At 64.4% G+C, this 18138-nt stretch carries 18 protein-coding genes and 2 pseudogenes; 4 read left to right on the top strand and 16 right to left on the bottom strand.

Features of this window, described 5'->3' with window-relative positions; all coding sequences use genetic code 11:
* Positions 1-479 (top strand): annotated as a pseudogene (locus tag B4383_RS26930) (acyltransferase); the annotation flags it as partial.
* 147 nt (positions 480-626) lie between these two features.
* Here the strand turns inward: B4383_RS26930 and B4383_RS24015 are convergent.
* The 5 genes from B4383_RS24015 to proC form a co-directional block, all read right to left on the bottom strand.
* Positions 627-1700, bottom strand: coding sequence for a lysophospholipid acyltransferase family protein (locus B4383_RS24015; protein WP_078294119.1), 1074 nt, complete (start codon positions 1698-1700; stop codon positions 627-629).
* A gap of 22 nt (positions 1701-1722) precedes the next feature.
* Complete coding sequence (locus B4383_RS24010; protein WP_078294121.1) at positions 1723-2787, bottom strand: SDR family oxidoreductase; 1065 nt, start codon at positions 2785-2787, stop codon at positions 1723-1725.
* A 63-nt stretch (positions 2788-2850) separates the two neighbouring features.
* On the bottom strand, positions 2851-2952 hold the full coding sequence (locus tag B4383_RS24005; RefSeq protein ID WP_003402602.1) for an AURKAIP1/COX24 domain-containing protein: 102 nt from the start codon (positions 2950-2952) through the stop codon (positions 2851-2853).
* A gap of 205 nt (positions 2953-3157) precedes the next feature.
* Positions 3158-3418: a helix-turn-helix domain-containing protein gene (locus tag B4383_RS24000; RefSeq protein ID WP_078294123.1), complete on the bottom strand. Its 261-nt coding sequence runs from the start codon at positions 3416-3418 to the stop codon at positions 3158-3160.
* A gap of 142 nt (positions 3419-3560) precedes the next feature.
* Positions 3561-4448: a pyrroline-5-carboxylate reductase gene (gene proC, locus B4383_RS23995; RefSeq protein ID WP_176112808.1), complete on the bottom strand. Its 888-nt coding sequence runs from the start codon at positions 4446-4448 to the stop codon at positions 3561-3563.
* A gap of 174 nt (positions 4449-4622) precedes the next feature.
* Here proC and B4383_RS23990 point away from each other — a divergent pair, with 174 nt between their 5' ends.
* Positions 4623-5867 carry a serine hydrolase domain-containing protein gene (locus B4383_RS23990; protein ID WP_078294128.1) on the top strand — a complete coding sequence of 415 codons (1245 nt, stop codon included), beginning with the start codon at positions 4623-4625 and terminating at the stop codon, positions 5865-5867.
* On the opposite strand, the pseudogene B4383_RS23985 reads toward B4383_RS23990, so the two are convergent.
* From B4383_RS23985 to B4383_RS23955, 7 genes and pseudogenes are all read right to left on the bottom strand, one after another.
* Positions 5864-6361, bottom strand: a pseudogene (locus B4383_RS23985) (R2-like ligand-binding oxidase); the annotation flags it as partial. The gene B4383_RS23990 and the pseudogene B4383_RS23985 overlap by 4 nt on opposite strands.
* 127 nt (positions 6362-6488) lie before the next feature.
* Positions 6489-6932, bottom strand: a complete 444-nt coding sequence (locus B4383_RS23980) for a nitroreductase/quinone reductase family protein (protein WP_078294131.1) — start codon at positions 6930-6932, stop codon at positions 6489-6491.
* 10 nt (positions 6933-6942) lie between these two features.
* Positions 6943-7398 (bottom strand): nitroreductase/quinone reductase family protein, encoded by a 456-nt coding sequence (locus B4383_RS23975; protein WP_078294133.1) that lies wholly within the window; start codon positions 7396-7398, stop codon positions 6943-6945.
* A gap of 29 nt (positions 7399-7427) precedes the next feature.
* Positions 7428-8291 carry a thioesterase family protein gene (locus B4383_RS23970; RefSeq protein ID WP_078294137.1) on the bottom strand — a complete coding sequence of 288 codons (864 nt, stop codon included), beginning with the start codon at positions 8289-8291 and terminating at the stop codon, positions 7428-7430.
* Positions 8292-8296: 5 nt separating this feature from the next.
* Positions 8297-9142, bottom strand: coding sequence for a sugar phosphate isomerase/epimerase (locus B4383_RS23965; protein ID WP_078294139.1), 846 nt, complete (start codon positions 9140-9142; stop codon positions 8297-8299).
* 16 nt (positions 9143-9158) lie between these two features.
* Complete coding sequence (locus B4383_RS23960) at positions 9159-10364, bottom strand: hypothetical protein (RefSeq protein WP_078294141.1); 1206 nt, start codon at positions 10362-10364, stop codon at positions 9159-9161.
* A 66-nt stretch (positions 10365-10430) separates the two neighbouring features.
* Positions 10431-11378 carry a Ppx/GppA phosphatase family protein gene (locus tag B4383_RS23955; RefSeq protein ID WP_078294142.1) on the bottom strand — a complete coding sequence of 316 codons (948 nt, stop codon included), beginning with the start codon at positions 11376-11378 and terminating at the stop codon, positions 10431-10433.
* A 34-nt stretch (positions 11379-11412) separates the two neighbouring features.
* Here B4383_RS23955 and B4383_RS23950 point away from each other — a divergent pair, with 34 nt between their 5' ends.
* Positions 11413-12228 (top strand): hypothetical protein, encoded by an 816-nt coding sequence (locus B4383_RS23950; RefSeq protein ID WP_078294144.1) that lies wholly within the window; start codon positions 11413-11415, stop codon positions 12226-12228.
* A 3-nt stretch (positions 12229-12231) separates the two neighbouring features.
* Here the strand turns inward: B4383_RS23950 and mca are convergent, their stop codons facing one another.
* The 3 genes from mca to B4383_RS23935 are packed head-to-tail and all read right to left on the bottom strand — an operon-like array spanning position 12232 to position 15250.
* Positions 12232-13101, bottom strand: coding sequence for a mycothiol conjugate amidase Mca (gene mca, locus B4383_RS23945; protein WP_078294146.1), 870 nt, complete (start codon positions 13099-13101; stop codon positions 12232-12234).
* A 45-nt stretch (positions 13102-13146) separates the two neighbouring features.
* On the bottom strand, positions 13147-13692 hold the full coding sequence (locus tag B4383_RS23940; RefSeq protein ID WP_078294149.1) for an SRPBCC family protein: 546 nt from the start codon (positions 13690-13692) through the stop codon (positions 13147-13149).
* Positions 13682-15250 carry an NAD(P)/FAD-dependent oxidoreductase gene (locus B4383_RS23935; RefSeq protein WP_176126563.1) on the bottom strand — a complete coding sequence of 523 codons (1569 nt, stop codon included), beginning with the start codon at positions 15248-15250 and terminating at the stop codon, positions 13682-13684. Before B4383_RS23935 ends, B4383_RS23940 begins: the two co-directional genes overlap by 11 nt.
* A 261-nt stretch (positions 15251-15511) precedes the next feature.
* On the opposite strand from B4383_RS23935, the gene B4383_RS23930 reads away from it, so the two are divergent.
* The gene (locus B4383_RS23930; protein WP_286143797.1) at positions 15512-16288 is read left to right on the top strand and encodes a class I SAM-dependent methyltransferase; all 777 of its coding nucleotides are present in this window, start codon (positions 15512-15514) and stop codon (positions 16286-16288) included.
* A gap of 15 nt (positions 16289-16303) precedes the next feature.
* Here the strand turns inward: B4383_RS23930 and B4383_RS23925 are convergent, their stop codons facing one another.
* Entirely contained in the window at positions 16304-18127 is a 1824-nt protein-coding gene (locus tag B4383_RS23925; protein WP_078294153.1) for an SDR family oxidoreductase, read from the bottom strand.
* Positions 18128-18138 lie beyond the last annotated feature (11 nt).

Below are 18138 nucleotides of genomic sequence, written 5' to 3'. Positions count from 1 at the left end.
TCCTCACCATGGTGAACCACAATGTGATGGCGCTATACCTGTGGCACATGATCGCGGTGGTCGTGGTTGTACTCATTGGCTATCCAGGACATTTAATGCCTCAGCCAGCGCTCGGTTCGGGCGCGTGGTGGCTATCTCGGGTTATGTGGGTAGCGATACTGGTGGCGCTCACCGCAGCGATCATATTGTTGCTCTCGGCAATGCGGGCCTGTGTCTGGCGGAGAACGCGTGCGATATCCGTTGTCGCACTGCGAGCCTCACTGCGGCGGTTGACCGCACTTTGGCTCTTGGTCGGCACGGCGATGGCGGCGGTGGCCCTCACACAGTTCGCTGTTGCGGGATTCGCACCGGGTGGGAAGTTTCCCACCCTCACCGCACTCGTCTATGCCGCTGGCGTGGGGTTGGTCGCCATGTCACATCTGGGCTCGCTGGGACCAAGATACGAGCGAAGCGTTCTGACGACGCCGCGTGGCACGTAAGGTTCGAATCGAATCTGTCACACTTAGTCGCTAACGTCGCCAATACCATCACGAGCGAACCAAACATCTAGCGACAGAGCGTAATCAAGGCTCGTTACGGACCGCTACCCGAAGCAGCGCAACAAGTGGATAGACAGGATCGCGTTTCTAGCCGAAGAACATGTTGCGCCGGGCGGCAAGCAGTCGGTACAGCGTCTGCTGAATCGTCTCGCGCACCTGGTCGGTGACGTCGAAGGTGACCATCGGGTCGTCGGCGGCCGCGTCGTCATACCCGTCCGTGGGGATGGGCGTGCCGAACTCGATGTGCCACTTGGACGGCAGCGGCACCAAGCCGACGGGCCCAGCCGCCGGGAACAGCGGGGTCACCGGGAAGTACGGCAGCCCAAACAGCCGGGCGATGACCTTCAGGTCAGCGATCATCGGGTAGATCTCCTCTGATCCGACGATCGAGCACGGGATGATCGGCGCTCCGGTCCGAATGGCTGCCGCGACGAATCCCCCGCGACCGAACCGCTGCAGCTTGTAGCGATCCTTGAACGGCTTGCCCAGACCCTTGTATCCCTCGGGGAACACGGCGGTCAGCTCGCCCGCGGACAGTAGCCGGTGCGCATCGGCGGTGCAGGCCAGCGTATGACCGGCTTTTCGCGCCAACTGCCCCAGGAACGGTGCGTCGAACACCATATCGGCGGCCAGGTTGCGCAGGGTCCGGTTGCCGGGGCAGCGGTCGTGTACCGCCACCGACAGCATCAGACCGTCGAGCGGCAGCACACCCGCGTGGTTAGCCACAACCAGGGCTCCACCGGTCGCTGGAATGTTCTCCACGCCGGTCACGTCCACTCTGAACCATCGGTTGAACAATGGCCTCAGCAAAGGAAGTAAGAGTGATTCGTTGAGATGCTCGTCGAACCCGAAATCATCGACGCTGTAGTCGCCGCCTACCCTGCGGCGAACGAACTCAGCGACGGCGGCAATATTGGCCGCGAGCGCGGTCAGCGACTCTTCATCGCCCACGTGTGCGTTGCCTTGGGCCGCACGGATCTCGTTGAGGTCATGGATCACCGCGGCGGTGTCCGCGGAATTTTCGGCCGGCGCATCGCTTGCTAACGATGACGGGTGCCGCCTTCCGGCGTCGGCACGAGCCTCGGCCCGGCGAGCGCGTGCAGCATGGCGTTCCGAATTAGCCTGCAGTTGAATGACTTTGGCCTTTGTTTCACCAGCCATGCTTTTCACCTCCACCCTATTTCTACGAACTGATCTTCTGCGCGATAGCCACCGCGCGATCTCCCAATGAGCGTACCCACTCCGGCTCGATAACCGGAGTGATCCCGCGGCCCCGAACGTAATCTCCGAAGGCCCCCATGGTGGTCCACTTGGGCTGATACCCGAGCTCAGTCTTCATGCGGGTGTTGTCCATGGCGCGCCCATATGCCAGCCAGTCACGCTGTTCCGAACTCAGTTCGGTGTACTTGGTGCCCTTGGTGAAGGACGCGATCGCTGCTACCGCAAACGAGGGGACGGGGATCCCGAGTTGCCCGGAACGGCGGACCGCCTGCGACATCATCATCATGCCGTCGGCCGCGATGTTGAACGTGCCCGCCTTACCGGCCATGGTGGCGCGTTCGAGCGCGCCCAGCGCATCCTGCTCATGCAGCAGCTGCAGGCGGGCGTCGCGTCCGAGCATGGTCGGGACCACAGGCCCCGCCAGATAGCGAGCCAAAGCGGTATCCATACCGGGGCCGATCAGGTTGGCCAGCCGCAGAATCGTCACCGCAACATCGGGCCGGCGACGGCCCAGACCCCGCGCATAGCTCTCGATATCGATGCTGTCCCGCGCGAATCCGTCGGACGGTGGACGGCGGGCACCCATCTCTTCGGTGAACATCACCGGATCGCGGCCGCTGGACCCATACACCTGTGCCGTGGATTTGACGATGACGCGCTGCACCGTGGGCGCCTTCTGGCAGGCCGCGAACAGCTGCATCGCGCCCATCACGTTGAGTTCCTTGAGCGCGGCGCGGCCACCCGAACGCGGCGAGTATGAGGCCGAGGCGGTGTGCACCACCGTATCGACCTCACCGTTACGGATGACTTTCGCGATGAACGGGTTGCGAATATCGGCCCGCACGAACTCGGCCCGACCCATCCTGCGCAGCAGGTCCTTACTGGGAGCGACGGCATCCACCGCGATGACGCGGTTGATCATCGGGTTCTGTACCAGGCGCGCGGCCAGGTAGCCCCCGAGGAATCGGCTGGCCCCGGTGACCAGCACCACCCGTGGGTAATGCAGATTGGTCTCACCGGTGCTCACGGACGAAGCCTATCCATCACAGCACCAATGGGCATCCCGAGCGGATGCCCACTAACGCAAGGTTTACTTACCGAGTTTTCTGCGCTGAACCCGGGTGCGGCGAAGCAGCTTGCGGTGCTTCTTCTTGGACATACGCTTACGCCGCTTCTTAATAACTGAACCCATGAACTCCTGCTAACTACTTTGAAATCGTCTTTTCCGTGGGCGGTGCACAGCGGCTTATGCCAGCCGTACACGAGCGCCCTAACCCCTCAAGGCTTAAAACCAGGGTGCCGCATGACTCTACCCGTTACAGTCCCCCGTCAGGAAACCGGCCGAATCGGGGGTACGCCCCCACGAGTGGGAGGTACCCCCACCCGCTTGCGGGGGCCTATCCAGCGTCGAAGTACGAGGCCTGCAGCAGATCGTTGACGGCCTTGGCGTGCACACGGAACGATCGGCCAACCCGCACCGCGGGCAGCTCTCCGTTGTGCACCAGCCGGTAAACAGTCATCTTGCTGACGCGCATCAGCGCGGCGACCTCGGCGACTGTGAGGAACTGAGCTTTTCCGGATTGGCCAGTAGCCGCCGCATCACGGCCCGGCTTGGCGCCGGCCCCGTCGCGCGCGGATGGCCCGTTCATTGAAGTCATCGCATACCCATTTCCCTTGGCACATGTCGTGCCGCCGATCTTCCCCATCGGCGGTACGGACACGCACGTGCTAGAAGGAGAATAGCGGGACCAGTGGGGTTACTGATACCCGTGTGGGCTAATTGATCAAGATTTGGTTAAATTACTCTGATGTGATTCCGAGCTGCTCGGAGCGGGTTTTTGCGGCTTCGACGGCCGCGTAGACGCTTGCCCGCAAACCTCCACGTTCCAATTCACGCAGCGCAGCGGCGGTAGTGCCACCCGGCGAGGTAATCGTCGCGCGAAGCTCGGCAGCGGTCGTATCGACCTCGGTGCGGGTCTGTAGCCCGGGGGCACGATTTTCGTCGGTTTCCGCCCGTTCGAGGAGCATCGCGGCGGATCCGGCCATGGTTTGGATGACCAGGTCGGTTGCGACGGGGCGAGTGAGCCCGGAAGCGACCCCCGCATCGACGAGCGCCTCCACAAGCAAAAAGAAGTAGGCCGGGCCCGATCCCGACAGCGCGGTGACGGTATCCATCTGGGATTCGGCCACCTTGATGACGCTGCCCACCGACTCCAGCAGCTCGGCGACGGCGCTCAGCTGCTCGTCGGTCGCGAACCGGCCCTTGGCGATGGCACTGACCCCGGCACCGACGAGCATCGGGGCGTTGGGCATCACCCGCACCACCGGCGCCCCGGCGGCCAGTTTGGACTCGAAGAAGCCCGCGGAAACTCCCGCCGCCACCGAGACCAACACCTGTTCTGTCTCGCGTTCATCACCCTCCGCGTCCAGTTTCGCCAACGCGGCGGCGATCTCGCTGGTCGCGCTCTCGACATCCGACGGTTTGACCGCCACCACAATGAAGTCGGCGCCCTCGACGGCGTCGGCCACCTCGCTGACCCGGATCGAGTACGCCTCGGCCAGAGCCTTCGCCCGAGCGGGGACCTTCTCGGAAACGACGATGTCCTTGGCTTGCCGTCCGGCCCGCAGCAGCCCGGAGATAAGTGCTTCGCCAATATTGCCGCCGCCGATAATTGCGATTCTGGACATGGCGACCAGCATGGCAGACCAGCCAGCGCGCCCGGAAACGGCTTTCTGGCCGGGTGTTGGACGGCCCGCGCGCTATGTGCACGCAGATATGCACATTCGCCTCGGTTTGTGACTATTCGCAGACCTCGCGCCAAGTAGTGGCGCACAACGGGGTATCCGGACTACAAGTTACATATGTCACAACCGCAGCGTCGCGTGGAGACGGACCCAGTTTCCGCACCTGAATCCGTCGGCACCGGCCTGCCTGACGGGGTCCATGGGTGGACACAGCCCCAGTTCGACCGGGTGGTCCGGAAGTTCGCGTCGATCTATGTCGGCCACCCCGGTGGCGGCGCGCTCTGCATCTACGTCGACGGCGAATCGGTTCTCGATATCTGGGCAGGTGAAGCACGGCCCGGCGTGCCATGGACCCACGACACCGCCCCGATCGTCTATTCGGCATCCAAGGGCGTGACCGCCACGGTGATCCATCGCCTGGCCGACCGCGGACTACTGAGCTACGACGCTCCCGTCGCCCGCTACTGGCCGGAGTTCGCCGTCAACGGCAAGGAAGCCGTCACCGTGCGCGATGTCCTGGCACACAAGTCCGGTCTGGCGGCACTGGCCGCGATCGCCTCCACGCCCGAGGAACTTCTCGACCACGAACTCATGGAGCAGCGGCTCGCCGCCACACCCGTCGGGCGCTACTACGGCAAGGCCGCCTATCACGCGATGAGCTACGGCTGGCTACTGGCCGGGCTCGCGCGCGCGATCACCGGCAACGACATGCGCACGCTGTATCGCACCGAGATCGCGGACATCCTCGGGGTCGACGGCATTCACCTGGGCCGCCCGCCCGCCGATTCGCCGACAGTCCCCGCAGGTATCTACGCGCAACTCGACAAGGCCGTGACGATGCCCTTTCTTTCGCGCGGGCTGTCCATCGGGGCACGCGTCGTCGACTTCATTCCGGGTGCGCGCGGCGCCACCGGAGCGATCCACCTGCCAGGAGCCGAGCGCATCGTCGCCGACGACGGACACGCCAGCGCACCGCTCTACGACACCCAGATGGGTGCGGGCAACGCCCTCTGCACCGCCCCGGCGCTGGCCAAGCTCTACGGCGCGCTGAGTAATCGGGGAAGCGTGGACGGCCGGCAGCTGTTGTCGGCCGAGAAGACCGCCGAACTCGCTCACGGCCGAGGAGGCAGACCCAGCCTTCTCCTGACCCGCGATCTTTGGGAGCTGGGCTATCACTGCATCCCCGCACCGGGTTTGGTGGGCGGTTTCGGACATATGGGCGCGGGCGGTTCCACCGGATGGGCAGACCCGAAGCGCCACATTGCGGTGGGGCTGGCACACAACCATCTGATCCTGCCCAACCCGCTGCATAACGTGGCCTTCCCCCGGCTGTGGGCGGCGACGGCGCGGAGTGTGCGCTAGGCCGTGGCGGCGAGCGCCTGCCTATCCTCGGCCGCGAATGTGTCTTCCAGCTGCAGCGGCGAGTAGTCGAGATCGATCTCACCGAGCGGGCGCCCACGCGCGCTGCTGATGGTGCCGAACCGGCGCATTCCCTTGTCGGCGGAGTAACGCATGAACTCGTCCAGCATGAGCCCAACCGGGGTGTCGTCGCCGTACAGCCCGAAGCCTTCCTCGGTGAGACGCAACGCGATCGGGATGAGCTCGTTCATGCGGGCCTCGAACACCGGCCAGTTGGCATCATCGGCGGCCACATGCCGTCGGCAGGTAAAGGTGCCCCAGGCCATGTGGCGCCGCTCGTCGTCGCCGATCCGGCGGATCAGTTCCCGCATGCCGGGGAGAATCCCGCGGTCCACACAAATCTTGTGCCACGCAAAGTATCCCGTAAGCGCCAGCATCCCCTCGACGACGTGGTTGTAGGTCACCGAGGCACGAATCTGAGCAGCCGGCGACGGATCGAGGATCACGCGGGTCGTCAGGTCGGCGGCGTGCGACTTATCCGCCGTCGCAACCTTCATGTTGGACACAATATGAAAAAGTGTCCAACTCATCAATCATTCGTTCTCGCGGGCGGCTCCGCAGCGGTTAGGCAGGCACGCAGATGATGACCGGAATCTCCCGGTCGGTGTTCTTCTGGTATCCCGCATAGCCGGGGTTGACCTTGACGATCGCCGGCCACAGCGCGGCCTTTTCCTCGGCAGAGGCGGTGTGCGCCGTGAAGGGACGCGTCACGTCGTCCACGGCGATCTCGACGGCCGGGTTCTTGACGAGGTTCTTGTACCAGGCCGGGTTCTCGGTGCCCCCACCGTAGGAGGCCACCAGCACCACCTTGTCGGGCTCGTAGATCGGCGCGGTCAACAAGGTGCCGCGGCGCTGCCCCGTCTTGCTACCGATGGTGTACAGCTCCACCGGCTGCATGCCCAGCACCTTCTTGGGATACCGGCCGCCGGTGAGCGCAAGTACCGCCCGGTGTCCGTTCTCCAGAAACCAAGCGCCGATCCGGATTGCCCAATCAGGTTGTGTGCTCACAGAAATCTCCTTAAGCCGGTTCACAGATGACAACGGGAATGTCCCGGGTGGTGCTGCGCTGATATCCCGCGTATGGATTGCCGAATCCTCGGGTGATCTCCGGCCAGAGCTCGGCCTTCTCGTCGTCCGAGGCGGTGCGCGCCGTGTACGGCTTGGTCTGACCGCGCACGGTGATCTCGACATTCGGATTGGCCACGAGATTCAGATACCAGGCCGGGTTATGCGAGGCCCCTCCAAGCGAAGCGATCACGACAATCCGCTCCGGCGTGAAGATCGGCGAGCTCAACAAGGAGGACCGACGTTCACCGGATTTACGCCCGATGGTGTGCAACTCCAGCGTTGGCATGAACCCGAGCTTGTGCGGCCAGCGGCCGCCGGTCAGCTTCAACAAAGCGCGGTGCCCGTTCTCGAGCACCCACGCGCCTCCCTCTGCGGCCCAGTCAGGCGTCTTCTGCTTGTCACCCATGGTCGGCACCCTCCGGTTGAGTAGCCCGATCAGTTTACCGGCACCATGGCGAGCTGGCGAGACTGCACCACCAGAGCACCCTCGGAGTCGATCACCGTGTGTTCGGAATCAAACCAGTGTTGGCCGATCTGGTTGGTACTGCACAACACTCGCAGCCAACCGTCCGAAGGCAGCGTACGAAGATACGTGGTCAGCTGCACGGTGGGCGCCCACCCGAAGCGCCCCAGCGGGAAGGTCACCGGTACCGAGATATCCCCGCAGACCAACGCGAACAACCCGTCGGGTGCCATATCGCGCGGGCGCGCCCACAGCACGATCTCGGGCTTACCCCGCTCACTCAGGTCGCTCATCGACCGCAACGAGGGGCGCACATCGATCCCGCCGAACAGATGGAAGATGTCCCCCATCGGATGGCCGGAGGCAATCGGGGCCACCCCGGGCGGCGGCTCAGCGGGCAGCTGCGTGAGCGCGGGTGGCAGGGCCGTCAGCAGGGGGCCCACATGCAGCTCGGGCGTGCCCAGCGTGACTACGGCGTGCACCGCGGTGCGGCCACCCTGGACGAGCTCGGCATCCACGAGTGAGATCTGCCGGCCCCGCTTACGGACGGATGTACGCACCTGCATGTCACCGGGAGAAGGGGCGAACAGGTAGCTCGCGCTGACGGCAATGGGCTCACTCTCCCCCGCGGATGAGTCCCCAGCGAGCGGGAGGTGCCCCCAGCTCGCGCGAAGACCTTCAGCCAGCGTCTCTCGCGCTGCCCCGGCGAGCAGCGCGAGCATGACGCCGCCGTGCAGCTTGGGTCCGATGGTCCAGATGTCGTTTAAGTGCGCGTCAAACAGCCCATCGCCCGCAGGCGTAAGAGACATTGCTTGCGCGAAAGGAGCATTAACCACGCCACCTATCGCACCAGATGGGTTCTGGCGAACTCCAGCGACTCCCTCAGAATCGTCTCGCGCTGGTCTTCGGTGCGCGCCGTCGAGGTGTGCACCTCCAGCACCACCTGTCCGGTGAAGTCGCCGGTCGCCAGCTCCCGGCATACCTGCGCGACGGGCTGAGTCCCCTTGCCCGGCACCAAATGTTCATCGACGGATGCACCCGTGCCGTCGGTGAGATGCAGGTGCGTCAGCCCCGATCCCATCCGGCGCATCATCTCCACCGCGTCGGTCCCGGCGGTGGCGGTATGCGATAGATCGAGGGTGTAGTGCGCATGGTTGGCGTCGGTGGGATCGAACGACGGCGCGAAGGCGGAGACTCCGATTCCGGGCCTGCCGCCGCGGCGCTTCATGCGTTCCACCGATGACTGCCCGGCGCCGAACAGGCGGTCGGCGCGCAGTGGAAACATGTTCTCCACCGCAACGTGGACGTCACTCGAATCCTCCAGCGAGGCAACCTGTTCGGCGAACCCCTCGGCGTACCGGCGCTGCCACCGAAAGGGTGGGTGCACGACAACGGTCTGCGCACCCAATTTTTCGGCCGCCCGGACGCTGCGTTCCAGCTTCGGGATCGGGTTGGCACCCCAGACGCGCTGCGACACCAGTAGGCACGGGGCATGCACGGACAACACCGGCATGTCGTACTTGCGGGAGAGCTTCGCGACGGCGCCGACGTCCTGACTCACCGCCTCGGCCCACACCATGAGCTCGACACCGTCGTACCCGAGTCGGGCCGCATACTCGAAAGCCGCTTCGGTTTTGAGTGGATACACCGAGGCCGTGGACAGACCAACCTTGATCGCAGGGCGCACGGTTGGATAACGCTACCTAATCGACCGACTGCAGCATGAGCACAAGCGGGCCGAACGCGATCAGCGCTCCCACCACGATTGCGATCAGAATGCTGGCCAGGTCGACTGTCTTGCGAATAACCCACAGCGAGGCGACCAGAATTGCGATGAACAACACGCCCAGGACCAACGCGATGCCCTGATTCCAGCTCCACAATTCCCGGAAGCCGAAGAAGAGGCCCGCACCCGCGGCGGCGGCCAGCAGATATTGCGCAGCGATCCAGCTGCCCTGCAGGTAGGTCTTGATCTTCTCCCTGCGGTCGGCCTTGTCGGTGTCGGCCTCGACATCGGCGAGCTGACTGGCCTCGGGTTCGGCCGGGCCCCCGTGCACGCCGATGAGCTCCTGAAGCTCGTGCTCCAGCTGGTAGTCGTTTTCCTCGCCCTCGAACTCGTCATCCTCAACGTCCTGCTCGGCATCGTGGGAGGTCCATGCGACACCGGGAGCGTGGCCGTACTGCTCGTACTCGTCGTCTTCTTCGTACTCCACGTAGTCTCCGTGGCCCGACGACTGCACGGCCTCCAGGGCCTCCACTGGCTCGTCTTCGCGAGTCTCCGGCTGGGCGACCGGCTCTGGCTCGGGTTCCCCTGCGACGGGCTCCGGGCGAGACACCGGTGCATCCGGAACCGGTGGAGCAGGCGGTGCCGCCGGTGGAGCGGGAGCGACCGCGGCAGGCTTCGGCGCGGGCGTCGGCTCAGCGGCGGGCGGCTCCTTGGTGATCGGGGAGATGACACCGGTCGCGTCGTTGAAATCGATCGACTTGCGCGGTTCCCCGGGCCGGGCGACGGGTGTGGGGGTTGGCGGGAAGATACTGCGAAGCGGTGACGCCATCGAGGAAGGCTGAGCCGGCGTCGACGACGTGCTGGGACCGCGACGCGCGGCCTCGTCGGCCATGCTGTCGCCGCCGAACAGCGCATCTTCGTTGGAACGCAGGTAGGAGCGCGCTCCTGTCTCGGGCGCCGTCAACCTTTCCGACGTGGGGGTGGGCGCCGGGTTGGGGCGCGCCCGTCCGCCCTTCTTGTCACGGATGACGGGGATCTCGCCGGTCAGCTCGGCCACCGGGATCGCGTCGGCGTTACCGCGCATCCTGCGGCGGTGGCCGCTGATCTTGCCGTCGGCGGCACCATTGCGTGCCAGCAGCTCGGCAACCGATACCGGCCGCTGCGTGTCGTCTGAGTCGGTCATGTCCTCTCCTACCGTCCGAGGCTTAAGGTCGCCGGCGTCGCGGCTCCGAGGCCGTGTCGGACGGGTTCAGTCAACGAGTGCGGTGCCATCGGCTTCGCTATCCAGCTTGCGCAGAATTAGCCCTTCGCGCAGCGCCCACGGACAGATGTCGACCGCCTCTAACGACAGAGCACGCATGCTTGCCTCCGCAATGAGTGCTCCGGCGACGATCTGAGGCGCCCTATCGACACTGACTCCCTCCAACTCCGCACGGTCTGCGGTCGTCATTCGCGAAATAAACGCGATCAACTGACGCAGTCCGCTTGCCGTAAGTGTCCTCTTAACTCGTGGTCCTGCGCCGGAAGGCGCCGCACCGGTGAGTCGCGCAAGCGACCGGAATGTTTTCGAGGACGCTACGGCCAGGTCGGGCACTCCCGCCGCCGCCACCTGCTTGGCAGCGTCCACCAGTTCCGATTCCAGCCAGTCACGCAGCATAGCGACGCGGCGACGTCCCGGCGGATCTTCGGCCAACCACTCCCGGGCCAATCGCCCCGCGCCCAGGGGCAGGGACAACGCGATGTCGGGTTCTTCATCGACACCGCAGGACAGCTCCAGCGAGCCGCCGCCGATGTCGAGGTTGATGATGCGTCCAGCGCTCCAGCCGTACCAACGCCGAACCGCCAGGAAGGTCAGTCGTGACTCGTTGACGCCGGAAAGAACCGCGAGATCCACGCCGGTTTCCTTCTTGACGCGTGTCAGCACCTCATCAGAGTTGGTGGCATCCCGAACCGCCGAGGTGGCGAACGCCATGATCTCCGCGCAGCCGGAGCTGCGGGCAATCTTGGAGAACTCCTGGATGGTGTGCACCAGGCTGTCGGAGCCCTTGCGGGTGAGCTTGCCGGACTCATCGATGGCCTCCGCCAGACGCAGTGCCGCCTTGGTGGAACTCATGGGTGTGGGGTGTCCACCCCGTCGGGCATCGACCACCAACAGGTGCACCGTGTTGCTGCCGACATCCAGCACGCCTAATCGCACGCAGCACACGTTAGTGGGTCTACCGTTTACATCTGTGACGACGCTGCCAAAACAGCCCTTTGGACGTGACGCCTCCCTCGACGGCCAGGAGGTGGAGCTGGACTTCGCCCGCGAGTGGGTGGAGTTCTACGACCCGGAGAATCCTGAGCATTTGATCAAGGCCGACATGACCTGGCTGCTATCACATTGGACCTGCGTGTTCGGCACTCCGGCCTGCCAGGGCACGGTTGCCGGACGGCCCGACGATGGTTGCTGCTCACACGGGGCGTTTCTGTCCGATGCCGACGATCGGGCGAAGCTCGACGACTCGGCGAAACAGCTCACCGATGAGGACTGGCAATTCCGGGAGAAGGGGCTGGGCCGTAAGGGCTACCTGGAGAAGGACGAGCTCGACGGGGAAAAGCAGTGGCGCACACGCAAGTACAAGGGTGCGTGCATCTTTCTGAACCGTCCCGGCTTCGCGGGCGGCATCGGCTGCGCCCTGCATTCCAAGGCCATCAAGCTGGGTGTCGAGCCGCTGACGATGAAGCCCGAGGTGTGCTGGCAGCTGCCGATTCGGCGGACGCAGGCCTGGGTGGACCGGCCGGACGGTTCGCAGATCCTCAAGACGACGATTACCGAGTACGACCGTCGCGGCTGGGGCGAGGGCGGCGCCGACCTGCATTGGTACTGCACGGGAGACCCGGCCGCGCATGTCGGCAAGAAGCAGGTCTGGCAGTCGTACGGCCCCGAGCTGACGGAGCTACTGGGCGAGAAGGCCTACTCGGAGCTGGCCGCGATGTGCAAGCGTCGCCGGGGGCTGGGACTGATCGCGGTGCATCCGGCGACGGTGGCAGCGGCACCCCACTAGCGGTTAGAGACCCGCGAAGAGGTCGGTCTCTGGCGCGGTGGTTGCCACGCGGGTGTGCGCGAGTTCGAACTTCTCCGTCGGCCATAGCTGCTGTCGCCAGGTCCACGGCACCAGGAAGAACGGCCCGTTGGGATCGACTTGCGATGCGTGCGCCCGCAAGGCCCTGTCACGTACAGAGAAGTAGTCGGCGCAGGAGACTTCGGTGGTCACCCGACGCCCTCGCAGCCGCCGGGTCAGCAGGCTCACCCGCCGCACCCAACCGGGGACCGCGATATCGCCCGCTCGGGGATCTGCTGGGCCTGCGCTAGTTCTCCTGCGTGGGATACGGCCGATGATCCGCTCCACCATTCCGGCGAACTTCACCATTCCCGTTGTCACCCTGACAATTTCGTGGAAGTAATAGAGCTTGCCCACCTCTTCACACGCCTCGTACGCGGCGACCGCCAGCTGGTGGCAGCGAAGGTGATCGGGGTGTGGGTAGCCGCCGCATTCGTTGTAGGTGATCATCACGTGCGGCCGGAAATGCCTGATCACCTCGACGAGGCGAGCCAGGGATTCGGCGGGCGGCACACGGGCGAACCCGTCCTCGGGCAACAGACTGGGGTCGAGCTGCAGACCGGAGTCCATAAAACCCAGCCAGTGATGTTCAACCCCAAGAGTTTTCGCTGCGAGTGCCATTTCCTCACGACGCACATCCGTCAGATTTTCGTGAGTGCCCGGCAGATTCATCACCGGGTTGAGGATGTCACCACGCTCGCCGCCGGTGGCCGTGACGACAAGAACCTCATGCCCCTCGGCCGCGTACTTGGCCAGGGTCGCCGCACCGCGACTCGACTCGTCGTCGGGGTGGGCATGCACCGCCATCAACCGCATGTTTTCAGTGGAACACAACGCGAACGCGGGGCCCCCGGCCGGGGGTCAGCCGGTGCGCTGCGGACCGCGCACCGGCAGCTCGCGCGCGAGGCCACCCAGGCCGAACCAAAAGACGGGCTTGAGGATGGCGGCGACCGGGCGGATCACATACTGCGATCCCGGGATGTTCGTCAGGTATCGCGGCGCGCAGGCCAGCGTCCAGTCCACGGTGGCCTTGCCGGGATCGGCCTCCGGCACGACCCGGTACTCCTCGCACCACGACCCGAACACCGGCAGAGTGGCGTCCAGCGCCGTGTACCGCATGACGCGGGGGGCATCGAAGTGAATGATCTGCTCGTGCTGGGCGAACACCATCCAGGAATGGATGTACATCTGGAAATCCCGCACGGTGCCGGCGGTCGGCGTGATGTCCTGCGGATACCGGCAGCCCCATACCGAGGGCAGCCATGACCACATGCGGTCGCCCGACACCACCCGCCATACGTCCTCGGGCGGTGCGTCGAAAGTGCGCCGAACACGAGTCACGAACGGCGCGGTGGCGAAGAACTCCTCGACCCCGTCGAGCTCGATAGGGACTGCATCAAATCGCATGTTCGATCTCCTTAACGGGGCTGTTGATGGACCTGAAATCGTAAGCACCCGAAGGGAATTTGACACTGCGCCGATATGACTGCAACACCGTCCACGGCCGCACATAGGGTGTGTCGCCCTGCGAGTTGATGAAGTAACTGTTCGACCCGGCACAGTTCACCGTGAAGTACCGATTCAGGTTGGCACCGCTGCGGGCGATGTTCGACTGGAAGTCGTCCAGCGCCTCCTGCGTGACCTCGACCCAGGTGGCCCGTTTGGCACGGGCGAGCTTGATGACGGCCTCGATGTGACGCATCGAGTTCTCCAGGATGTAGTGGAAGCTGGTGCCGGTCCACGAGTACGGACCGACGAGCATGAACCTGTTGGGAAGGCCCGGGACCGAGGTGCTTTGGTATGCCTGCAGCCCGTTGTCGCGGTAAAACTCCGCTAGGTCGAATCCTTTGGTACCCAGCACAGTTCCCAGCCGATAGGTTTCCGGGTCCGAGAACATCTCGTACCCGGTGGCCAGCACCAGGACATCGACGGGGCGTTCGGTACCCGTCTTGTCCACGATGCCCGTCGGGGTGATCCGCTCGATACCGTTCGACACCAGCGTCACGTTCGACCGGTTAAAGGTCGGCAGGTAGTCGGCGCCCAGCGTGCCGCGGGTGCAGCCCGCCCCGAACCTCGGCCGCAGCTGCTCTCGAACCTCCGGGTCATCCACTTTGTACCGGAGCCAGCCCAGATACGCCCACAGCGCCACCTTGTCGAAGACCGCCGCACCCACCCGGAACAACGGCTTGGGCGTGTAGATCAGAACGCGCAAGCCAAGTTCGATGCCCGCCAAGGCAATACCATTGACCGCGTTAGCGAATCTGCGCCCCGCCAGTAACCGCTGCAGCGGCCGAGGCATCCGGAAGTCCGGCTTCGGGAAGTACCACTGCGGTGTCCGCTGATACACATCGAGATGTTCCACCTCACCGGCAATGGCCGGAGCGATCTGCACGGTGGAACTTCCCACACCGATGATTCCGACACGCTTGCCGCGCATGTCCACGTCGTGCTGCCACCGGGACGGCACCTGTATCGGGCCGGCGAAGGTGTCCAGCCCCGGGATATCCGGGGCTGTTCGCGGGTTGATGTACGCACCGATTGCGCTGATCAGGAAACGTGACGAGATGATCTCACCGTCGGCGGTATGCACCTGCCACAGATGATTGCCTTCATCGAACACCTCACGCTCAACACGTGTTCCGAATCTCGCATACGCGCGCAGTCCGTGCTCGGCAACCAAATCCTGGGCGTACTGCTGTATTTCGGCGCCGGTGGCGAAGAATCGTTGCCAGTCGCCTTTCGGCGCGAAGGTGAACTGGTAGGCGACGGTCGGGATGTCGGCACCGACCCCGGGGTAGGTGTTGCGCAACCACGTGCCACCAAAGTCCTCATCCCGATCGATGATGACGAAGTTCTCGATGCCGATCTCAAGCAACTTGATGGCCGCGCAGATGCCACCCAGCCCGGCACCGATGATCGCGACCTCGTAATCGGGTTCGTCATACAGACCCATGGCGGGTTCCATGGTTCGTTTCACGGCACGTTCCTTCCCTTTGCCTGCGGCATCTCCGGCTGAGCGGTCGCGATGGGATGTGCCTACCGCGTAGAAACACCCCACCCGCCGCTCAGGTATTTAATAGACTGACATGCCATTCACTAAATAACAAGTGGGACCCGCGTCTCCATGCTGCACAGACTCACATGTTGCTAGCCTATGCGTGACATTAGGTATCCAGTACTATCCGTTGCATTAATCTGAAATCAACCGATGTGTACTGGAGGGACCGTGGGCAACCTGCCGGATCCGACGCTCGCCGATACGTTCGTCGATCCCACCCGGATCGCGCACCCGCCCGAGCGCAAACACGGCTATCTCGATGTCCTCGGCCCCGAAAGCGACGAGCCGGTTTCCCTGGCCAACCGGTTCATGCAGAGCCCCCTGTTGGCGGCGATCTACGAGCGCGCCTGGCGGCCAATGTTCACCCGCGGGTTCAGCTATGGCGGTCGAAGCACCCTCAAGGCACACACCGCTTTGATGGGTGAGATCGCCGGTCGCGGGGATCTCAAGATCCTTGACGTCGCATGCGGTCCCGGCCTCTACACCCGTGAGCTCGCCGCGCAGCTCGGGCACGACGGCGCGTGTATCGGCCTAGACCTGTCCGGCCCCATGCTGCGGCGGGCAGTGCGCGACAACTCGGCCGAACATGTGGATTACGTCCGCGGCAGCGCGCACGCACTGCCCTTCGCCGACGCGGCATTCGACACGGTGGTCTGCCTCGCTGCGCTGTACCTCATCCCCAATCCCGAACAGGCCGTGCGGGAACTGTGCCGAGTGGCGGGGCCGAGCGGACAGATCGTGATCTTCACGTCACTGCGAACCCCGGCGGCCTCGTTCCCGGGCGTCACCGGGGCAATGCGCATCGGCGGCTTCCGCGCCTTCGGGCGCGAGGAAGTCACCGGATGGCTGCGCGCCCAGGGCTGGACTAACATCGACCAAACACTCACCGGGCAAGGACAATTCATCCGTGCCCGCCGCGAGGCCGCCCTCCGGATCGCGACCTAGCGGCGAACTGGCCCTCTACTTCTTGCTGGGCACCAGCTTGATGAGGTCGGTCATGCCCGCCTTGGATGCGAAGTAGCGCGTGAGTCCCGGCGCCACACGGTTGTTGAGGTACTGCAGCCGCGCCTCGGGTGTCACGGGTACGACCTGCTTGTTCTTGCGCACCGCGGTAACGATCTGGCGCGCCACCTTGTCTGGACCGTAGCGGCGCATCGCATAGGCCTTGTCGCCGGCCTGTTGCATCCGCGCCTCTTCTGCGGCATCCACACCCGAAATCTTGGTATTGGCCACAATGTTGGTATGCACCACGCCAGGGCAAATGGTGGTGACACCGATGTTGTGCGCCGCAAGGTCGGCGCGCAGGCAATCGGAGAACATGAACACCGCGGACTTGCTGGTCGAGTATGCGGTAAAAGCCTTCTGCGGGCTGTACGCAGCCATGCTGGAGAGGTTGACAATATGACCGCCGAGCCCGCGCTCGGCCATCTTCGCGCCAAATGCCCGGCTGCCGTTGACCACTCCGAACAGGTTAATCTCGATGACGCGGCGGAATTCTTCGGAAGGTGTGTCCAGGAAACCACCCGCGGCACCGACTCCGGCGTTGTTCACCAGGATGTCGGGCACGCCATGGAGCGCGACGACTTCCTCGGCATGCGCGTTGACGGCATCCTCGTCCGCGACATTGAGCCGGTATGCGTGCGCCACACCGCCTGCCTGTTCGATCAGCGCGACAGTCTCATTGGCACCGTCGAGGTTCACATCGGAGAGCACCACCTCGGCGCCCTGCCGGGCGAACTCGAGGGCGGTCTCCCTGCCGATACCGCTACCCCCGCCGGTGATGACGACGAGCTGATCCTCAAATGGCTTGCGGCTCTTGCCCATTTCCGCCCTCCGCAGTGCACGGTCGGGCTCCTTGCCCGATACCGCGTCGATGAGTTCGGTAGCTGCGGCAGCGAGCACGTGTGGGTGAGAGAAGGGCAACCAGTGGCCACCATCGAGCACCCGCCGCCATGTCTGCTTGTTCCATGTGAGCTCGTCGTCGTAGTTCGATTGGCGCACCGCGGGGTCGCGGGTACCGACGATAACCTGCACGGGCACGCCTGTGTGCCGGTCCTGTGGATGCAGCATCGCGGGCAACGCGTTGGCGCGGTACACCCGCAATGTCTTGGTAATGTCGCTCATGAACGTCGGCCCGAGGTGAATCTGCTCGACGGGAGCACCTTCCGCAAGGGAAAGCCCAGCACGCCAACGATTTTCGTTCATGGCGAGCTTGAGTAGAACGTTGGGGATGACGGGAGTCATGGATCCGAACATGTACAGCAAGGAGCCAATCTGCCCCAGCGCGAGCGCCACATTCTTCGGCGTTGGATTACCGAGCCGTGACCGCACCCACCGGCTCATGTGATGCGCCGAGGGCCCGGACACCGACGTGAAGGAGGAAAATCTCTGTTCCAGGCCGGGATCGCAGATCGCCTCCCACATCGCGACACTGCCCCAATCGTGACCAAGGACATGTACGGGCTTGTCGGGGCTCACCGCGTCGGCCACGGCTACGTAGTCGCTGGCCATCTCGGTGAGCCGGAAGCCGCGGAAGCTCTTGGGGTTGGAGCTCTTTCCTGCGCCACGATTGTCAATCGCGACCAACCGGAAGCGATCTCTGAGCAACGGCGCGACGCCGTCCCAGAGATGATGCGAATCCGGCCACCCATGCACCAGCAGAATGGTTTCCCCGTCGGGGTTGCCCTGAACGAAGTACGCGACGTCGATAGCGCCGTTGCGCACCACATGCTCGGTGACACGGTCGTTCGTCACTCCGTCTTCGCGCTCTGTCGTGAGAGTCATCCCATATCTCC

It is taken from the genome of Mycobacterium sp. D16R24, from assembly GCF_002013385.1.
Classification (GTDB): domain Bacteria; phylum Actinomycetota; class Actinomycetes; order Mycobacteriales; family Mycobacteriaceae; genus Mycobacterium.
This window is presented reverse-complemented; position numbering and strand designations above follow the sequence as displayed.